Origin of the sequence: Thauera aromatica K172 (assembly GCF_003030465.1) — a bacterium.
GTDB lineage: Bacteria > Pseudomonadota > Gammaproteobacteria > Burkholderiales > Rhodocyclaceae > Thauera > Thauera aromatica.
The window spans coordinates 23,605-40,793 of the sequence record NZ_CP028339.1 but is presented as its reverse complement, the minus strand read 5'-3'; the positions used below and the strand labels follow the sequence as shown (position 1 = coordinate 40,793).

Below are 17,189 nucleotides of genomic sequence, written 5' to 3'. Positions count from 1 at the left end.
CGGCGCAGCACGGCGGCGCACACTCTTCAGGACACACTCATGGACAGGGATCCCCGATTTTCCGGCCTTTTCGACAAGCTCCAGCGCGGTGACGGCGTGCCCCCATCGCTGCTGCAGAAGATCGTCGCCGCCGTTGTCACCGTGGCGGTGTTCGCCCTCGCGCTGATGTTCTCGGTGGTGGTGTTCGCCGTGGTGCTGACGGTGGGGGCGGCGGCGTGGGGCTACCTGTGGTGGAAGACGCGTGCGCTGCGCAAGGCGATGCGCGCCCAGGGCGAGGCCCGGATGGGTGCCCGGGGCGAGGCCGCGGGGGCCCAGGGCCGCGGCCTGGTCATCGAAGGCGAGGTGATCCGCGAAGTGCGCACCGGCGAGAGTGCGCCCCGCCCGCCCGGGCCGGACGCCTGAGCCGCCTTCCCGGCGTCATTGCCCGCTGCCGCCGCCCTCGCCCGCCTGCGCTTGCAGCGTCTGCAGCTTCGCTTCCCTGCCGTCGGCGACGCTGCGGATGTGGACGTCCATCTGGTTGAAGGCGATCTCGATGCCGTGTTCGCGGAACAGGTGGTCGATGGCGCGGTTGATCTCGTCGATCGCGGCGTTGCGGTCGGCGAGTTCGCGCACGTGGATGCGCAGTTCATGGTCGAGGGTGCTGGCGCCGAAAGCGAGGAAGAACGCCAGCGGCGCGGGCTCGTCGAGCACGCGCGGGTTGTCCCTGGCGATCTGCAGCAGCAGCCGGCGGGTCAGTTCGAGGTCCGCACCGTAGGCCACGCCGACCTTGACCGTGACCCGGGTGACGGTGTCGGTCAGCGACCAGTTGATCAGCTGCCCGGTGATGAAGGCCTTGTTGGGGACGATGATTTCCTTGCGGTCGAAGTCGGTGATCGTGGTGGCGCGGATCTGGATGCGGCTGACCGTGCCCGACACGTTGCCGATGGTGACCACGTCGCCGATCCGCACCGGGCGCTCGAACAGGATGATCAGGCCGGAGACGAAGTTGGCGAAGATCTCCTGCAGGCCGAACCCCAGCCCCACCGACAGCGCCGCCACCAGCCACTGCAGCTTGTCCCAGCTCACGCCCAGGGTGCCGAAGGTGGCGACGATGCCGACGCCGGCGATCACGTAGGACAGCAAGGTGGTGGCGGCGTAGGCGCTGCCCTGCGCCAGCTTCATGCGCGACAGCACCAGCACTTCGAGCAGGCCGGGCAGGTTGGCGGCAAGGATGAAGGCGATGCCGGCGATCAGCAGCGCGCCGAGGACGTCGCGCAGGCTGATCGGGGTGCCGCTGCTGCCGTCTGCGGCGGTGAATTGGTAGAGGACGATGTTGTCGAGGTAGGCGAACACGGTGATCAGGTCGGCCCACACCCAGTACAGGGCGCCGAGCAGGCCGCCGAGCAGGCCGAGGCGGAGCAGGCGCAGCGACTGCTGGTTGATCTTGTCGACGTCGAGGCTGGGGCTGTCGGCGCTGTCGTCGCCCTCGGCGCCGATCCGGCCTTCGCGTTCGGCGGCCTCGCGGCGCTCGACTGCGCGCTGATAGACGAGGCGACGGGCGGCGACTTCGAGCGCGCGGCGGAACATCGCGCCGAGCAGGCGCCATGCGATGAGCACGAACAGGGTGTCGATCAGGCGCCCGGTGAGCTTCAGCGCGGTGTAATAGTAGCCGGTCAGCAGCGCGCCGATCAGGGCCAGCGGCATCAGCGCAAGGGCGAGCGCGAGCGCGGCACGCAACGGTGAAGGGCGGGTGGCGCTCGATTTGTGCACCAGCAGGCGACCCATCAGCCAGGCCATCGAGGCGTAGCCGGCGAGCAGGGTGAGCAGGCCGAGAACGTCGTCGGCGAGCCCCTCGGGCTGGTGTTCGGCGATGGTGACGATGGCGACCACGGCGAGCACGACCAGGCCGAGGCGGCGCATGTGCAGGTAGAGCTCGTGGGTCAGTGCCCTGTCGACGTGGAAATGGCGCTCGGCGACTCCGCCCGGTTCGAGTACGCGGTAGGCGGTGTAGAACACCAGCCAGGCTTCGGCCATCTGCACCAGCGCCGCGCCCAGGCTGGCATTCTGGCCGCGGGCGTCCATCTGCAGGGCCAGCCCGGTGAGGGCGAGGAGCAGGCTCACCGGCAGCGCCAGCAGGACGTTGTACAGGATCGCCAGCGGGGTGTGGAGCTGACTGTCGCGGCGCACGTAGCCGATGTCGGCGTGCACGCCGTCGAGCCGGGCGCGCAGCCAGCGCCGCCGCCACAGCAGGATCAGGGTCAGCAGCAGCACCGGCAGGAACAGGAAGGGGCGCGCCTGCAGCCCGGTCCACAGCTCGGTGCTGGCGGACTGCCAGGGGATCGCGCCGAGCTGGGCCTGGAGCGCGCCAGGCAGGGCCTGCAGCCAGCCGAAGTCGAGCGGGTGGTTGCTCGGAATCCAGAACATCTGCTCATCGAGGGTGGTGCGCAGGTTGTCGGTCGTGCTCTGGAGCTGGCGTTCGTTGAGCTGCAGCGTGATCGATTCGTTGAGCAGGGCGCTGAGTTCGCGATTGAGCCGTTCGAGCAGCTCCGCGCGCGCCGCGAGTAGGGCACCGAGCGGTTCGCGCAGGGCGCTGTCGGCCTCTTCGGCGGGCGCTTGGGCGAGCAGGCGCTCGGCGTAGGCGGCGGGCTGGGCGAGCTGTTCGCGCTGCTTGTTGATTTCGAACTGGTAGAGGCGGATGTCGGCGATCTGCTCGGTGAGCCGGGCATCGACCGCGGGTTGTGGCAGTGCGCGCTTTTGCTCGAGGAGGATGCGCGACAGCAGGAGGCTGCCCTGGAGCACCTCGATCTGTTCGTCGATCAGGCTGCGGTTGCGGTTCAGGCTGTCGAGCTGCTGGCGGGTGGCGAGATTGCGCTGGGTCAGGGTGTTGAGGTGCTCGGTGGTGCGCAGCAGGTAGTCCGAGAGCTGCTGGTTGGCGGCGGCTTCACGCGCGAGCAGGCCGCCGGTGCCGGCGTGCCGGCCTTCGCCGGCGGCCGCCTCCAGTGTTTCCACCGCTTCCACCGCATTGGCGCTGCGCCGGGCGTTGATCGCCGCCTGCAGCACCTGGATCTGCTGCCCCAGGCGCTGCACCTGCAGGCTGGCGAGGTCATGCCGGGCCTGGCCGAGATCCTGCAGCAGGCTGTTGCCGGCGAGTTCCTCCCGGCGCAGTGCGGTTTGGGCGTCGAGCGCGTGCCATTCCGCGGCGAGCGCGTCGCGCCGCTCATTGCCGAGCGGGCGGCTGTCGCGGCCGGGTTCGCGGCCGCTCTTGAGCGCGGCCTCGATCGCGGCCATCCGCGCCTGGTTGGCGCTGATCTCGGTCTGGGCGCGCTCCGGGCCGGTGCGCGAGTCCACCAGCAGGGTGTTGGCTTCGTCCAGGCGGCGCTGCCATCCGGCGAGGGCGGTATTGCGCTCGGCGAGGCGTTCTTCGAGCTGTGCGGGCGAGGTGTCCGCGGCAAATTCAGGGAGGTGGCCGTTGCCGGCCTGCAGGGTGGCGAGCTGGCGCCGGGCGTCGGCGGTGCGCGGCAGCGCGCTGCCGAGCTTTTCCTTCAGGGCGGCGAGCTGCTGGCGGTAGTCGGCGGCGGCGGTGAGCTGCTCCAGGGCCTGCTCCAGCGCCTGCTGGGCGCTGCGGTGCTCGGCTTCGGCGAGCTTGCGTTCGGCGAGCGTGTCGAGGCGGGCACGCACCTCCGCGGCGGCGGGCGGCACGGGCGCTTGGGCAGCGGCCTGCAGCGGCAGCAGGGGAAGCAGCAGGAGGACGAGGAGGCGGAGCAGGGGCATGGAAGAGCCGCAGCGGAAAGCGGGTAGCGGAAAGCGGGCTCCGGGCTGCCGGGGCGGCAGGAAGGCGGAGAGAGGGGCGGAGTTTACCCGCTTGGCCGCGGACTTCGGTGAAACCGGATCGTAAGCAATGTTCACTACCGCCCCCGCGTCGCCCCTGTCCGCCCCGGCGTTCGGCGACTCGTCCGCAGGCTTCGTCCGCCTGCGGGAGTGGCGCTACGCCATGCGGCATTCGCTGGCGAGGGGTTTGTGGGTCCTGCCGTCGAGGAGCACGCTCTTCCAGGGCAGATCGATCCATACCAGGCCGCTGGAAGGGTCTTCGAAACGCGGCAGACCGGAGTGGGAGGGGTCGCGTTCGAGCCGGTAGCGCCGCCCCTGCCAGTCGATCTGGATACTGTGGTTGACGGCGGCCTGGAGTTCACGGTGTACGCCGACGCGCTGCCCGTGCTCGCAGTCGTAGCGGCCGCTGGCGAGATCGAAGTCGAGCTGGCCGTCGCGGTGTGCGCTGACGGCGGCCGGGGCCTGGGCGGTGGGTGCTTGCGGCGGGGTCGCGCAGGCCGACAGGATGAACGGGGAGGCGACGAGCGCGAGCAGCGATAAACGGGTCATTTTCGAGTCATCACCGGTGGACGGGCGCGGGGCCTGGGGCAGGTTGCGGCAGCCCGATCGGGCTTCGATACCGAACTTCGATATTAGTCCAGGGGCTGGGCCAAGGGTAAGGGGGCGGGCCTCGATCGGTGGCGGGCGCTACAGGCTGCGTGTCCAGGACGGGCGCAGGGGCGCCGCCTCGGGGTGTTCGAGGGCGCGGCCGACTTCGGCCAGCAGGCGCGCCTTGTCGGCGCCGAGGGTGCCCTTGAGCACCAGCGCATTGGAGATGTGGTCGGCACGGAACACGGTGCGGCGCAGCTCCAGCGCGGAGAGGAAGCGTTCCATCTCGCGGAACAGGCCGTGCTGCGCGAGGGGTTGCCATTGCGGCCAGGCCTGGCGGAAGCGGGCGCCGCCGCCGTGCAGGGTGAGCACCAGTGTCGACAGGTATTCGGGCTGGGTGGCGTTGGCCAGGTGGGCGGAGTGCTCGGCATGCTGGGCGCTGAGCGCTTCGCCGCCGAGGCCGTTGAGGATCATCACCGAGCGGCCGATGCCGGCTTCGCCGAGCTTGTCGAGGGCGGCGCGCGCGGAATCGAAGGTTTCGCCCTTGTTCACCCGGGCAAGCACTTCGTCGTCGCCCGATTCGGCGCCCAGGTAGGCGAGCTTGAGGCCGGCCTCGGCGAGCGCCCGCAAATCGGCGACGGACTTGTTCCTGAGGTTGCGTGCGAGGCAGTAGGTCGACACCCGGTGCACCGCCGGCAGATGGGTGCGGATCGCCTCGAGAGTGGTGAGCAGGCGCCGCGTGGACAGGACCAGGGCGTCGCCGTCGGCGAGGAACACGCGGCGGATGCGGTTGCCGTAGCGTTCGGCGCTGCGGCGAATGCTGTCGACCACTTCGGCTTCGGCGCGGGCGCGGAAGCGCTTTTGCGGCGCGGTGTACATTTCGCAGAAGCTGCACCGGTTCCACGAGCAGCCGTCGGTGAGCGGCAGGATCAGCGAATCGGCCTCGCTCGGCGGGCGGAACACGGGTTCGACGTAGCGGATCGGCGAGCAGGGGGACACGAGACCTTCCTCGGAACGGGTGCGCAATGATAGGCGCAAAGTGCCCGCGGCAAGATGTGGCGCGGCGCGGTGCACCAAGTGCGGCCTGCGACCGGTGCCGCGCCGGGCGGGAAGCGTTGCCCCGGCGGGCGCCTCAGCGCCGCAAGCGCGACGGTGTCAGGCGCCGCAGCTGGCGGCCGGCAACGGCCCGGAAGCGCGGGCTGTGGAGGCAGGCGCCGCCGGCAAGGCCGACCAGGCTGCCGAGGAGGGTGTCGATGAAGCGGGCCTCGATCAGCACCCGCGGCGAGGCCTCGCCGAGGGTGGCCGCTTCGGCAAGGAAGATCGTCAGCGGGGTGATGAAGATCACCGCGAAACCATAGTGGCGGACCACGGTGGTCTCGATGATGAAGACGAGCACGACCATCAGCAGGGCGATGCTCCACGGCCCCAGCGGCAGCAGCAGCAGGCCCCAGGCCAGGAGCAGGCCGATCGCGGTGCCGAGCACGCGGTGCAGCTGCTTGTCCCACACTGCGCGCAGGGACACGCCCTGGATCACCGCCAGGCAGCTCACCGGCACCCAGTAGGGGCGTTCGAGCTGCAGCGCCTGGGCCAGCGCGAGCGAGATGCCGACGAAGGCGCCGATCACGACGGCGTCGAAGACGACGAAATCGAAACTCGGCGGCGGGCGCGGGGGCACGCCTTCCGCCGCCCGCAGGCGCAGGCTGTAGAGGCTGTAGAAGAAGGCGATCAGCACCGCGAGGAGCGCGCCCATGGTCAGCAGGCCGACCTTGAGCGGCACCTCCAGCACTTCGCCCGGCGAGAAGGCGCCGATCGCCGCGGCCATGATGAAGAACAGGCTGCCCGGCGGTCCGAGGCCGTAGTAGCGGCACACCATGGTGGCCAGGATGGCGATGAAGATCAGCACCCAGGTCATCAGCAGCGGAAAGAAGTGGCTCATCACCCCCAGCGTGAAGCAGGCCGCCATGCCGAAGCTGCAGGCCATCAGCCACACCATGCGGTGCGACAGCGGGGTGTTGGGCAGATACAGGAACACGAGCCCGCCCAGCATCGAGATCAGGCCGTAATCCATGCGCCCGAAATACACCCCGATGAGCAGCGGCAGGCCGGCGGCGAGCGCCGCCGCGACCGGCATCTGCCAGAGGCGGTCGCTCGGGTTGATCGCCGTCAGCTGCTGCAGTTCGCGCTGCAGCAGGCGCTTCAGGCGGTGCCAGCGGTGGGCCTGGGTCATGGCTAGTGCTGATGAGTCGGCATGTTGGGGTCGGCATTCCTGATCCGCTTGCGCAGCGTGCGATTATCGCCGCAGCGCGGCGCCGCGGCCAGGGTGGCGCGGCCGCTCACACCCGCAGCAGCAGCACTTTCAGCGGCGGATTGCCGTCGATGCTGGGAAAGTCCGCTTCGGGGGCGATCCACTGCGCTTCGCGCAGCACCCGTCCGGCCTTGCGCGCGCTGCGTTCGAGCTGCTCGAGCCAGTCGTCGCGGCGCACCTGGGCGACGTTGTTGCAGCAGATCAGGGTGCCGCCTTCGGCGGTGGCAAGCAGGGCGGGCTTGAACAGGGCGGCGTAGTCCTTGATCAGGTCGACCACGCCGAACGGGCTTTTGGCGTAGCGTGGCGGATCGAGGAAGACGAGCTCGAAGCGGTGCGGCTCGAGCACGGGAAACGGCGGCAGGTGCTTGCCGCGCACCATCTTCGGCTGGCCGAGGCCGGCGTACTGGCGCAGGGCGGCGAAGGCGTCGGATTTGATGAAGCGCAGACGGATCGGCAGCGCGTTGAGGCGGGCGTTGTCCTTGCCGACGGCGAGGCTGGATTCGGCGAAGTCGACATTGACGACGTGGCGCGCGCCCGCCTTCGCCGCGGCGACGCCGACGCCGCAGGTGTAGGCGAAGACGTTGAGCAGCGACTTCCCCGCCGCTTCCGCCATCACCCGTCGGCGCGCCGCGCGCAGGTCGAGGAACAGCCACGGGTCCTGCCCGCCGTGGCGCGCCTGGAAGCGGTAGCGCACGCCGAGTTCGCTGAATTCGCCGGGCTCTTCGGCCCGCGCCTGGTGTTCGGGCGGGAGCGCATTGGCGATGCGCGAGTGCCGGCCGCTGCGGTCGTTCCAGACCAGCGCCAGGCCGGGCAGCGCGGCGGCGTAGAACGCCTGCAATTCGGCGAGGTGCCCGGGCTCGAGCGGGCGGTGGAAGGTCTGGACCAGCAGGGTGGCGCCGTAGCGGTCGACGGTGAGGCCGGGGGCGCCTTCGGCGGTGCCGTGGAACAGGCGGTAGGCGTCGGTCTGCTCGGCGGCGAGCCGTTCGATCAGGGGCGCGCGGGCGGCGAGGGCGGCGGCGAGCAGGTCGGTGAGGGACGAGGACATGGGGCACTCCGGCGCTGGGCGCGCCAGTATGCCCGAGTGCGAGGGCGTGCGCGCCGCTGCCCGAACGGGTGTGCTGCGGTATCCTCCGCCTTTCGCAGGAAAAAATCATGAATGAAATATTCTCCCTTGCAGGGATCGTCGGCGTCCTCATCGTCGGCACGGTCAGTCCCGGGCCCAGCTTCGTCATGGTCGCGCGCACCGCGGTGTGCGCCGGCCGCGTGAACGGACTCACCGCGGCGGTCGGGATGGGCCTCGGCGGCGTCGTGTTCGCGGTCGCGGCCCTGGTCGGGCTGCAGGCGGTGCTGGTTTCCGTTCCCGCCCTGTACGTCGCCTTCAAGATCGCCGGCGGAATCTACCTGCTCTATCTCGGGGTGATGATCTGGCGCGGGGCGAAGCAGCCCCTGGCGGTGCAGGCGGCACCCGGGGACGGCGGCGGCGGTCCGCTCCGATCGCTGCTCCTGGGGCTGGGCACCCAGCTCAGCAACCCCAAGGCTGCGATCGTATACGCGAGCGTTTTCGCCGCCTTCCTGCCGGATGGCGCCGCGCTTGCGGTCGGCATTGCAATCACCGCCCTGGTGTTCGTCATCGAGACGGCCTGGTATGCCCTGGTCGCGCTGATGCTTTCGGCCGCACAGCCGCGCCGCACCTACCTGCGCTTCAAGGCGTGGATCGACCGCGCCGCCGGTGGCGTGGTGACGGCGCTGGGGCTGAAGCTGGCGTCCTCGGCGCACTCGCTGTGAGGACGACCGGGTGAAAAAGAATCTCTGGCTGCTGGCGATCGCACAGGGCCTGTTCCTGACCAACAACGTGGTTTTCATCGCCATCAACGGGCTGGTCGGGCTGCGCCTGGCGTCCGTTCCGTGGATGGCGACGCTGCCGGTGATGGGCTACGTCGTCGGCGGCGCGCTGTCGACCGGACTGGTGGCGCGCAGCCAGCAGCGCTGGGGGCGCAAGGTCTCGTTCCAGCTCGGCCTGCTGGTGGCCTTCCTGAGCGTGCTGTTGTGCGCGTTCGCGCTCTCGGTCGGGAGCTTCTGGCTGCTCGTCGCGGGCACGGTGGTCGCCGGCTATTACAGCGCCAACGGCCAGCTCTACCGCTTTGCCGCGGGCGAGCTGGCGCCGCCCGTGTTTCGCGAAAAAGCGGTCTCGCTGGTGCTGGCGGGCGGCCTGATCGGGGCGGTGGTCGGCCCCAACCTCGCCAACCACACCCGCGACACGCTGGGAATGCCCTTCCTCGGCTCCTATCTCGCGCTCGCCGCGGTGGCGCTGGTGTCGATGGCGGTGATGGCCGCGATCCGCTTCCCGCCCGAACCGGTCCGGATCGGCAGCGCGGCGTCCGGGCGCACGCTGGGGGCGATCGCGCGCCAGCCCGAGTTCATCGTCGCCACCGCCGGGGCGGCGCTCGGCTGCGGCGTCATGAACCTGCTGATGGCGGCGACGCCGCTGGCGATGGATGTGTGCGGGATGCCCTTCGCCGATGCCGCGCTGGTCCTCGAATGGCACGTCATCGGCATGTTCGCGCCGGGCTTCTTCACCGGCCACCTGATCAAGCGCTTCGGGGTCCTGAGGATCATGGGGGCGGGCGTCGTGCTCAATGCGGCATGCATCGCGGTCGCGCTCTCCGGGCAGGACCTGCACCACTTCCTGGTCGGGCTGTTCCTCCTCGGGGTGGGCTGGAACTTCCTGTTCACCGGCAGCACGACGCTGGCGATGCAGGCCTACCGGCCGGAAGAAAAGGACAAGGCCCAGGCCGCGATCAACTTCGCCGTGTTCGCGACGATGGCGCTGACCTCGTTCGCTTCCGGCGCGCTGGTGACGACCCAGGGGTGGACGCTGCTCAACCTCGGCTCGCTGGTGCCGGTCCTGCTCACCGGCCTCGCCCTGCTCTGGCTCGGCGTGCGCCGGCGCCGGCAGGAACGCCCGGCGGCGTGAGCGGATGCGCGCGCCACCCGCCCCGGTGCCGCGCGCGGCGCTGAGCCGGCACCGCGCCCGGGCGCTGACGCCGGGCGGCGTTGCCGATCCGGGGCTATGATGCGGGCCGGGCCGGAGGTCCGTTTTCCCTCGTTTCGTTGGAGATCCTGCGATGCACGCTCATTCCCGTTTCACTTCGGTCCGCCGCCTGCTGGCGCTCGCCGCGTTCGGACTGGCGGCTTCCGCTGCCGGTGCCCAAGGCGTGCCGCCGTCCCCCACCGTCCAGGTGCCCGGATTCTTCCACCAGGCCGTCGGCGCACACACGGTCACCGCCCTTTATGACGGCTACGTCAAGCTCGCGCCGCAACTGCTGCAAGGGCTCGAGGCGAAGGAAATCCAGACCCTGCTCGCGCGGACTTTCCAGGCCGGCGATGACGGCGTGCAGACCGCGGTCAATGGCTACCTGGTGCATGGCGGGAACAACCTGATCCTGGTGGACGCCGGTGCGGCGCGCTGTTTCGGCCCGACCATGGGCCATCTCGTCGATAACCTGCGGGCCGCAGGCTACCGTCCCGAGGAGGTCGATACGGTGCTGCTGACCCACATGCACCCCGACCATCTCTGCGGCCTGGTTTCGGCCGAAGGCCAGGCCGTGTTTCCGCGCGCGACGGTGTGGGGGGCGAAAGAGGACGCGGACTACTGGCTCGATCCCGGCGCCGCCGCAGCGGCGCCCGAAGCACGCCGGGCGTTCTTCGGCATGGCGCAGGCCGCGCTCGCGCCGTATGCGGCACAAGGCCGGTTCCGGACTTTCGCCAAAGGCGAGACCCTGCCGGGCGGCATCGGGGTCGTCCCCACGCCGGGGCACACGCCGGGGCATGCGTCGTACCTGCTGCAGTCGGGGGCCGAGCGCCTGCTGATCTGGGGCGACATCATCCACGCCCATGGGGTCCAGTTCGCCCGCCCCGTCGTGTCGATCGAATTCGACGTGGACCCGGCGCAGGCGGTCCGCTCCCGCCAGGCGGTTCTTGCCCGGGCGGCGGACGAGGGTTGGTGGGTCGCCGGCGCGCACCTGCCCTTTCCCGGGCTGGGCCGCGTGCGCCCGGAGGCGACGGGCTACGCCTGGGTGCCGGTGGAGTACGGCCCGCTCCGGGAAGGCGGAGCGCAGCAGGGCAAGTAGGCAGGAGAGCCGGGGCATGCGCGCTCAGCGCATTTCGAACAGTTCCTGGTGGAAACGTTCGGGGCCGAGGCCGCGGCCGGCGAAGGCGGTGCGCAGCGCCCGGCCGAAGCCCGCGGGGCCGCAGAACCACACTCCGGCGGCCTGCCAGTCCGGCACCTCGCGGCAGATCGCGTCGGCATCGAGGCGGCCGTCGCGGGCGGCGACGAGGACGTGCAGGCGCACCTTCGCGCGGGCCGCGAGCTCGCGCAGACGGGCGATGAAGCCTTCGTCCGGCGCGCTCGTGCTGTAGAACAGATCCACCGGCGTGGTGCCGGCTTCGCTGGCGAGCGTCTGCAGGCGGGCGACGAAGGGGGTGATGCCGATGCCGCCGGCGACCCAGATCTGGCGCGGCTGTGCGCCGCCGAAATCGAAGCGGCCGTACGGGCCTTCGACGCGTACCGGATCGCCGCTCTTCAGTGTTGCCGGCAGGCTGCGGGTGTAGTCGCCGAGCGCCTTGATCATGAAGCGCATCCGCCCGTCGCCGGTCCACGCCGAGGAGATGGTGAAGGGGTGCGGCCCTTCCTGCGGATCGAAGGTGACGAAGGCGAACTGCCCGGCCTGGTGGCCGCGCCACGGCGTGTTCAGGCGCAGGCCGACTTCGAGGACGTGATTGGCGCGGTGGTGGACCAGGGTTTCGATCTCGCCCTCGGCGCGCCGCTTGCGCCCGATGCGCCCGGCGAGCGACATCGCTGCGGCGACGCTGCCGGCGGCCATCAGCGCGCCCAGCAGGACGCCGAGCGGGGTCGGCCAGTAGGCGAAGGGCAGCAGGATCACGCCATGGGCGACCAGGGCCAGGTAGACCGCCGCCATCACACGGTGGGTCTGGAGGAAGCGGCGGTAGGGGAAGCGCTTGATCAGCGCGATCGCGGCCAGGACGGCGAAGGCGTAGAACGCCCATTCGCCGATCGCCTCGGCGAGGCCGCGCTGTTCCTGGAAGAAGCGGAACAGCTCCACCGTCTGCTCGGGGCGCGGGCCGCGGGCGGGTTTTTCCAGCCAGCCCCAGCCCACCGCCCACTTCGGGCCTTTGGCCCACAGCCAGTGGACGGTGCCGAGCGTCAGCCCGCCGATGCCCAGCCACTTGTGCAGGCGGTAAGCCTTGTCCATGCCGCCGAGCAGCGGCTCGAGCGCCACCGGGCGCAGGGCGAGCAGCATGGCGACGCTCATCATGCCCATCGCCAGCACCCCGGTGTAATCGACCAGGATGCCGCGCACGGCGAAGAAACGGCTGCCCTGCAGCAGCAGCGGGTCGGCCAGCCACCACAGGAGGGTGAGGGTGGCGGAAACGAGGACGAATGCGAGCTTGATCTTGTTCATGGGGGCTTCCTGCGAGGGCTCCGGTCCCGGAAAGTGAGGGCCCGGCGAGGAAGAGTGTGCACCACGGCATGGATCGGGCTTGTACCGGCGTGTACAGCGGCGCCAGCGGATCGGCGCCCGGGCGCCGTCCGCCGGGTGAGGGCCTGCCTTACTTGAGCGTGAGCAGGCTGTCGTCCCACTTCGGGTGCTTGTCGAAGCCGAGCAGGTTCGCCACCGTGGCGGCGATGTTCGATAGGCCGGCGTGCTCGGTCGGTTGCAGGCCGAGCCGGCCGCCGCTGACCTTGTCGTAGAGGATCAGCGGCACCGGGTTGAGGGTGTGCGCGGTCTTCGCCTTGGGCGAGCCGTCGGGGTTGAGCGCCGGCTGCTTCGTTTTCTTGTCGAGCTCGAACATCTCGTCGGCGTTGCCGTGGTCGGCGGTGATCAGCGCCACCCCGCCGGCGGCGTCGATCGCTGGCAACAGGCGCGCCAGCGCCAGGTCCACCGCCTCGATCGCCATCGTCGCGGCGCGGAAGTGGCCGGTATGGCCGACCATGTCGCCGTTGGCGTAGTTGCAGCGCAGCACCCGGTACTGGCCGGAGCGCAGCGCGGCGATCATGGCGTCGGTGATCTCGGCCGCCTTCATCCACGGCCGCTGCTCGAAAGGCACGACGTCGCTGGGGACTTCCTGCCAGGTCTCGCCCTCGAACTTGTTCGAGCGGTTGCCGTTCCAGAAGTAGGTGACGTGGCCGAACTTCTGCGTCTCGGAGCAGGCGAACTGGGCCAGCCCCGACTTGCTGAACCACTCGGCGGAGGTGTCGGTGATCGCCGGCGGGGCGACCAGGAAACGCTTCGGCAACTGCAGGTCGCCGTCGTACTGGAGCATGCCGGCGTAGGTGACCTTAGGGGTGCGGACGCGGTCGAACGCGGTGAAATCCGCTTCGACGAAGGCGCGGGTGATCTCGATCGCGCGGTCGCCGCGGAAGTTGTAGAACACCACCGCGTCGCCGTCCTCGATGGTGCCGACCGGCTTGCCCTCGTCGGCAATGACGAACTCGGGCAGGTCCTGGTCGATGGTGCCGGGGTGCTGCGCGCGCAGGCCGTGCACCGCATCGCCGGCGCTGGCGAATTGCGGGCCTTCGCCGAGCACGTGGGTGCGCCAGCCGCGCGCGACCATCGCCCAGTTGGCCTCGTAGCGGTCCATGGTGATGGTCTGGCGCCCGCCGCCGGAGGCGATGCGGGCGTCGAAGCCGGCGCCGCTGACCTCCTTCAGGAAGGCCTCGAAGGGCAGCACGTAGTCGAGCGCGCTGGTCTCGGGCACGTCGCGGCCGTCGAGGAGGGCGTGGATGCGCACGGTGGCCACGCCTTCTTCCTTTGCGCGCAGCACCATCGCCTTGAGGTGGTCGATGTGGCTGTGCACGTTGCCGTCGGAGAACAGGCCGATGAAGTGGAGCGTGCCTGCTTTGCCGTTCGCGCCGGCCTTGGCGCCGGCGACGATCTGCTGCCACGCCTCGCCCTGCCAGATCGCGCCCTCGGCGATCGCGTTGGCGACCAGCGCCGCGCCCTGCGCATAGACCTGGCCGGCGCCGAGCGCGTTGTGGCCGACTTCCGAGTTGCCCATGTCGTCGTCCGAGGGCATCCCCACCGCGGTGCCGTGGGCGCGCAGGGTGATGTTGGGACATTCGGCGAACAGGCGCTCGAGGGTGGGCTTGCGCGCGGCGTCGATCGCGCTGCCGACGTGGTGCTTCGGAATGCCGTAGCCGTCCAGCACGATGACGACGACGGGGCCGTTGACGCCCGTGAAGGCGGGGAATTTCTGCAGCATGGTCGCTTCCTGAAGGAGAAATCCGGGGCCGGTCCGGCAGGCAGGCTGCAGAACCGGCGAGGGCGGTATTTTCCTTCAAATCGGCGATGGAATTTCATGCATCGTTTTTATCCGGGTAATGGAATGTATCCGTGCCCCGCCTGCGCCCGCGCATCCTGCGGCGGAAAGACGGGCAGACGGCGGAGAGGGCGCATAGCCCCGCGCGATCATGCCGATTGCTTCAATGTTGTGTGATCTTTGCTACCCTGATCCTGCAGGCGGATCGCCCGGTTGACGTGGTGGCGGTCGCCCCTGGCGGGGGTTTCCTCGCGCAACGGATTCGTCATTTTCGATCACCGTCCAACGCAGCCAGAGAAGGAGAACCACATGAGCGAGAACAGCACGAACACCGCCGGCAAGTGCCCGGTGATGCACGGCGGCAACACCGCCGCGGCGAATTCGGTGATGGCGTGGTGGCCGAAGGCGCTGAACCTTGACATCCTCCACCAGCACGACCGCAAGACCAACCCGCTGGGCGCTGGCTTCGATTACCGCGAAGAGCTGAAGAAGCTCGACGTCGAGGCGCTCAAGAACGACCTGAAGGCGCTGATGACCGACAGCCAGGACTGGTGGCCGGCGGATTGGGGCCACTACGGCGGCCTGATGATCCGCATGGCCTGGCACGCGGCGGGCACCTACCGCGTCGCCGACGGCCGTGGCGGAGCCAACACCGGCAACCAGCGCTTCGCCCCGCTCAATTCCTGGCCCGACAACGGCAACCTCGACAAGGCGCGCCGCCTGTTGTGGCCGATCAAGAAGAAGTACGGCAACAAGCTGAGCTGGGCCGACCTCATCATCCTCGCCGGCAACATGGCCTACGAGTCGATGGGCTTCAAGACCTTCGGCTTCGCGTTCGGCCGCGAGGACATCTGGCATCCGGAGAAGGACATCTACTGGGGCTCGGAGCGCGAATGGCTCGCCCCCAGCGGCAGCGAAGGCTCGCGCTACTCCGGCGAGCGCGATCTCGAAAACCCGCTCGCCGCGGTGATGATGGGCCTGATCTACGTGAACCCGGAAGGCGTCGACGGCCAGCCCGACCCGCTCAAGACCGCGCGCGACATGCGCGTGACCTTCGCCCGGATGGCGATGAACGACGAGGAAACGGTGGCGCTCACCGCCGGCGGCCACACCGTGGGCAAGGCCCACGGCAATGGCAGCGCGGCCAACCTCGGCCCGGCGCCGGAAGGGGCCGATGTGGAGGAACAGGGCCTGGGCTGGATCAACCACCGTACCCGCGGCATCGGTCGCGACACCGTGACCAGCGGCATCGAGGGGGCGTGGACCACGCAGCCGACGAAGTGGGACAACGGCTACTTCGACATGCTGTTCAAGCACGACTGGTGGCTGCAGAAGTCGCCTGCCGGGGCCTGGCAGTGGGAGCCGGTGCACATCGAGGAGGCGGACATGCCGGTCGACGTGGAAGACCCGTCGATCCGCAAGAAGCCGATGATGACCGACGCCGACATGGCGTTGCGCTTCGACCCCGCCTATCGCAAGATCGCCGAGCGCTTCCGCAACGACCAGGCTGCGTTCGAAGACGCCTTCGCCCGCGCCTGGTTCAAGCTCACCCACCGCGACATGGGCCCGAAGGCGCGCTACCTCGGCCCCGACGTGCCCGCCGAAGATCTGATCTGGCAGGACCCGGTGCCTGCCGGCCGGACCGACTACGACGTCGCCGCAGTGAAGGCGAAGATCGCCGCCGCCGGCCTGTCGGTGGGCGAGCTGGTCGCCACCGCGTGGGACAGCGCCCGCACCTTCCGCGGCTCGGACTACCGCGGCGGCGCCAACGGCGCGCGCATCCGGCTGGCCCCGCAGAAGGACTGGGAAGGCAACGAGCCCGCGCGGCTGGCGAAGGTGCTCGCGGTCTACCAGAAGATCGCCGCCGAGACCGGCGCCAGCGTCGCCGACGTGATCGTGCTCGGCGGCAACCTCGGTCTCGAGCAGGCGATCGGGGCCGCGGGCTTCGCTGCCGAGGTGCCCTTTGCGCCGGGCCGCGGCGACGCCAGCCAGGACCAGACCGACGTCGACTCCTTCGCGGTGCTGGAGCCGGTGCATGACGGCTTCCGCAACTGGCAGAAGAAGGACTACGCCGTCCAGCCCGAGGAGATGCTGCTCGACCGTGCCCAGCTGCTCGGCCTCACCGCGCCCGAGATGACCGTGCTGGTCGGCGGCCTGCGCGTGCTCGGCACCAACCACGGTGGCAGCCGGCATGGCGTGTTCACCGAGCGCGTCGGCGTGTTGAGCAACGACTTCTTCGTCAACCTGACCGACATGGCCTATAGCTGGAAGCCCACCGGGCGCAACAGCTACGACATCGTCGAGCGCAAGAGCGGGGCGAAGAAGTGGACCGCGACCCGCGTCGATCTGGTGTTCGGCTCCAACTCGATCCTGCGCGCCTACGCCGAGGTCTATGCCCAGGACGACAACCAGGAGAAGTTCGTGCGCGACTTCGTCGCCGCGTGGACCAAGGTCATGAACGCCGACCGCTTCGATCTGCGCTGATCCGGGCCGCGCTCACACCGCCCTTCCGCCCACGCCGTGCGCCGCGCGGCGTGGGCGGTTTCTTTGGGTTCCTTTCCCTACGTTCCCCACAGCGCCTCGCCACCCGCCTCGCGGTAGGCGAGGTAGGCGCGCAGGTCGAACTCGTACTGGTGGTAGTCCGGCGCCATGTGCAGGCAGAGCTGGTAGAAGGCCTTGTCGTGATCGCGCACGCGCAGGTGGGCGAGCTCGTGCACGACGATCATGCGCAGGAAGGCTTCCGGCGCCGCGCGGAACAGCGTGGCGATGCGGATCTCGCGCTTGGCCTGGAGCCGCGCCCCCTGCACGCGCGAGACTGCAGTGTGGGTGCCGAGCGCGTTGCGGATCACGTGCAGGGTGTTGTCGAAGCGCACCTTGGCGAGCGGCGGCGCGCTGCGCAGGTGGGCGGCCTTGAGCGCCTGGACGTAGTCGTGGAGCGCACGGTCGGAACGCACGTCGTGCGCCTGCGGATAGCGCCGGCGCAGGGCGTCGGCGAGGCTGCCCTGCGCGATCGCAGCCTCCACCTGATGCACCAGCGCGGGCGGGTAGCCGGCCAGATAGCCGGAGCTGCGCCGCTCCGCGGCGGCAGGCAGGGGGGCGGTTTTGGTGCGGGCGGTGATCATTTCGCGCATCGGGTGGCGGGGGACGG

13 protein-coding genes are annotated in these 17,189 nt (G+C 70.0%); 5 read left to right on the top strand and 8 right to left on the bottom strand.

Annotated features, from left to right (window positions below; translation table 11 throughout):
* Positions 1 to 39: 39 nt before the first annotated feature.
* Complete coding sequence (locus Tharo_RS00160; protein WP_107219465.1) at positions 40 to 402, top strand: hypothetical protein; 363 nt, start codon at positions 40 to 42, stop codon at positions 400 to 402.
* A gap of 15 nt (positions 403 to 417) precedes the next feature.
* On the opposite strand, the gene mscK is transcribed toward Tharo_RS00160, so the two are convergent.
* The 5 genes from mscK to Tharo_RS00135 all read right to left on the bottom strand — a co-directional run bounded on the left by mscK (position 418) and on the right by Tharo_RS00135 (position 7,745).
* A complete protein-coding gene (mscK, locus tag Tharo_RS00155) occupies positions 418 to 3,750 on the bottom strand; it encodes a mechanosensitive channel MscK (RefSeq protein WP_107219464.1) in 3,333 nt (1,110 codons plus the stop codon).
* A gap of 213 nt (positions 3,751 to 3,963) precedes the next feature.
* On the bottom strand, positions 3,964 to 4,356 hold the full coding sequence (locus Tharo_RS00150) for an MliC family protein (RefSeq protein ID WP_107219463.1): 393 nt from the start codon (positions 4,354 to 4,356) through the stop codon (positions 3,964 to 3,966).
* Between the two features lie 138 nt (positions 4,357 to 4,494).
* On the bottom strand, positions 4,495 to 5,394 hold the full coding sequence (locus Tharo_RS00145; RefSeq protein ID WP_107219462.1) for a radical SAM protein: 900 nt from the start codon (positions 5,392 to 5,394) through the stop codon (positions 4,495 to 4,497).
* Positions 5,395 to 5,527: 133 nt separating this feature from the next.
* A complete protein-coding gene (locus Tharo_RS00140) occupies positions 5,528 to 6,622 on the bottom strand; it encodes an FUSC family protein (RefSeq protein ID WP_107219461.1) in 1,095 nt (364 codons plus the stop codon).
* A gap of 106 nt (positions 6,623 to 6,728) precedes the next feature.
* Complete coding sequence (locus Tharo_RS00135) at positions 6,729 to 7,745, bottom strand: class I SAM-dependent rRNA methyltransferase (protein WP_107219460.1); 1,017 nt, start codon at positions 7,743 to 7,745, stop codon at positions 6,729 to 6,731.
* A gap of 107 nt (positions 7,746 to 7,852) precedes the next feature.
* On the opposite strand from Tharo_RS00135, the gene Tharo_RS00130 reads away from it, so the two are divergent.
* The 3 genes from Tharo_RS00130 to Tharo_RS00120 all read left to right on the top strand — a co-directional run bounded on the left by Tharo_RS00130 (position 7,853) and on the right by Tharo_RS00120 (position 10,830).
* Positions 7,853 to 8,485, top strand: a complete 633-nt coding sequence (locus Tharo_RS00130; protein ID WP_107219459.1) for a LysE family translocator — start codon at positions 7,853 to 7,855, stop codon at positions 8,483 to 8,485.
* Between the two features lie 10 nt (positions 8,486 to 8,495).
* Positions 8,496 to 9,674 (top strand): MFS transporter, encoded by a 1,179-nt coding sequence (locus Tharo_RS00125; protein ID WP_107219458.1) that lies wholly within the window; start codon positions 8,496 to 8,498, stop codon positions 9,672 to 9,674.
* 151 nt (positions 9,675 to 9,825) lie between these two features.
* Positions 9,826 to 10,830, top strand: a complete 1,005-nt coding sequence (locus Tharo_RS00120; protein WP_107219457.1) for an MBL fold metallo-hydrolase — start codon at positions 9,826 to 9,828, stop codon at positions 10,828 to 10,830.
* A 24-nt stretch (positions 10,831 to 10,854) separates the two neighbouring features.
* Here Tharo_RS00120 and Tharo_RS00115 read toward each other — a convergent pair whose 3' ends face one another.
* Both Tharo_RS00115 and gpmI read right to left on the bottom strand, forming a co-directional pair.
* Entirely contained in the window at positions 10,855 to 12,183 is a 1,329-nt protein-coding gene (locus Tharo_RS00115; protein WP_107219456.1) for a ferredoxin reductase family protein, read from the bottom strand.
* A 148-nt stretch (positions 12,184 to 12,331) separates the two neighbouring features.
* On the bottom strand, positions 12,332 to 13,984 hold the full coding sequence (gene gpmI / locus Tharo_RS00110) for a 2,3-bisphosphoglycerate-independent phosphoglycerate mutase (RefSeq protein WP_107219455.1): 1,653 nt from the start codon (positions 13,982 to 13,984) through the stop codon (positions 12,332 to 12,334).
* A 366-nt stretch (positions 13,985 to 14,350) separates the two neighbouring features.
* Here gpmI and katG point away from each other — a divergent pair, with 366 nt between their 5' ends.
* Entirely contained in the window at positions 14,351 to 16,525 is a 2,175-nt protein-coding gene (gene katG, locus Tharo_RS00105; protein ID WP_107219454.1) for a catalase/peroxidase HPI, read from the top strand.
* Positions 16,526 to 16,602: 77 nt separating this feature from the next.
* Here the strand turns inward: katG and Tharo_RS00100 are convergent, their stop codons facing one another.
* Complete coding sequence (locus tag Tharo_RS00100) at positions 16,603 to 17,163, bottom strand: YgjP-like metallopeptidase domain-containing protein (protein ID WP_107219453.1); 561 nt, start codon at positions 17,161 to 17,163, stop codon at positions 16,603 to 16,605.
* Positions 17,164 to 17,189: the final 26 nt, after the last annotated feature.

Excerpts from the sequence above, each read along its gene's own strand:
- Tharo_RS00160 (WP_107219465.1), top strand. The coding sequence starts at position 40 with ATGGACAGGGATCCCCGATTTTCCGGCCTTTTCGACAAGCTCCAGCGC.
- mscK (WP_107219464.1), bottom strand. The coding sequence starts at position 3,750 with ATGCCCCTGCTCCGCCTCCTCGTCCTCCTGCTGCTTCCCCTGCTGCCG.
- Tharo_RS00150 (WP_107219463.1), bottom strand. The coding sequence starts at position 4,356 with ATGACCCGTTTATCGCTGCTCGCGCTCGTCGCCTCCCCGTTCATCCTG.
- Tharo_RS00140 (WP_107219461.1), bottom strand. The coding sequence starts at position 6,622 with ATGACCCAGGCCCACCGCTGGCACCGCCTGAAGCGCCTGCTGCAGCGC.
- Tharo_RS00135 (WP_107219460.1), bottom strand. The coding sequence starts at position 7,745 with ATGTCCTCGTCCCTCACCGACCTGCTCGCCGCCGCCCTCGCCGCCCGC.
- Tharo_RS00130 (WP_107219459.1), top strand. The coding sequence starts at position 7,853 with ATGAATGAAATATTCTCCCTTGCAGGGATCGTCGGCGTCCTCATCGTC.
- Tharo_RS00120 (WP_107219457.1), top strand. The coding sequence starts at position 9,826 with ATGCACGCTCATTCCCGTTTCACTTCGGTCCGCCGCCTGCTGGCGCTC.
- Tharo_RS00115 (WP_107219456.1), bottom strand. The coding sequence starts at position 12,183 with ATGAACAAGATCAAGCTCGCATTCGTCCTCGTTTCCGCCACCCTCACC.
- gpmI (WP_107219455.1), bottom strand. The coding sequence starts at position 13,984 with ATGCTGCAGAAATTCCCCGCCTTCACGGGCGTCAACGGCCCCGTCGTC.
- katG (WP_107219454.1), top strand. The coding sequence starts at position 14,351 with ATGAGCGAGAACAGCACGAACACCGCCGGCAAGTGCCCGGTGATGCAC.
- Tharo_RS00100 (WP_107219453.1), bottom strand. The coding sequence starts at position 17,163 with ATGATCACCGCCCGCACCAAAACCGCCCCCCTGCCTGCCGCCGCGGAG.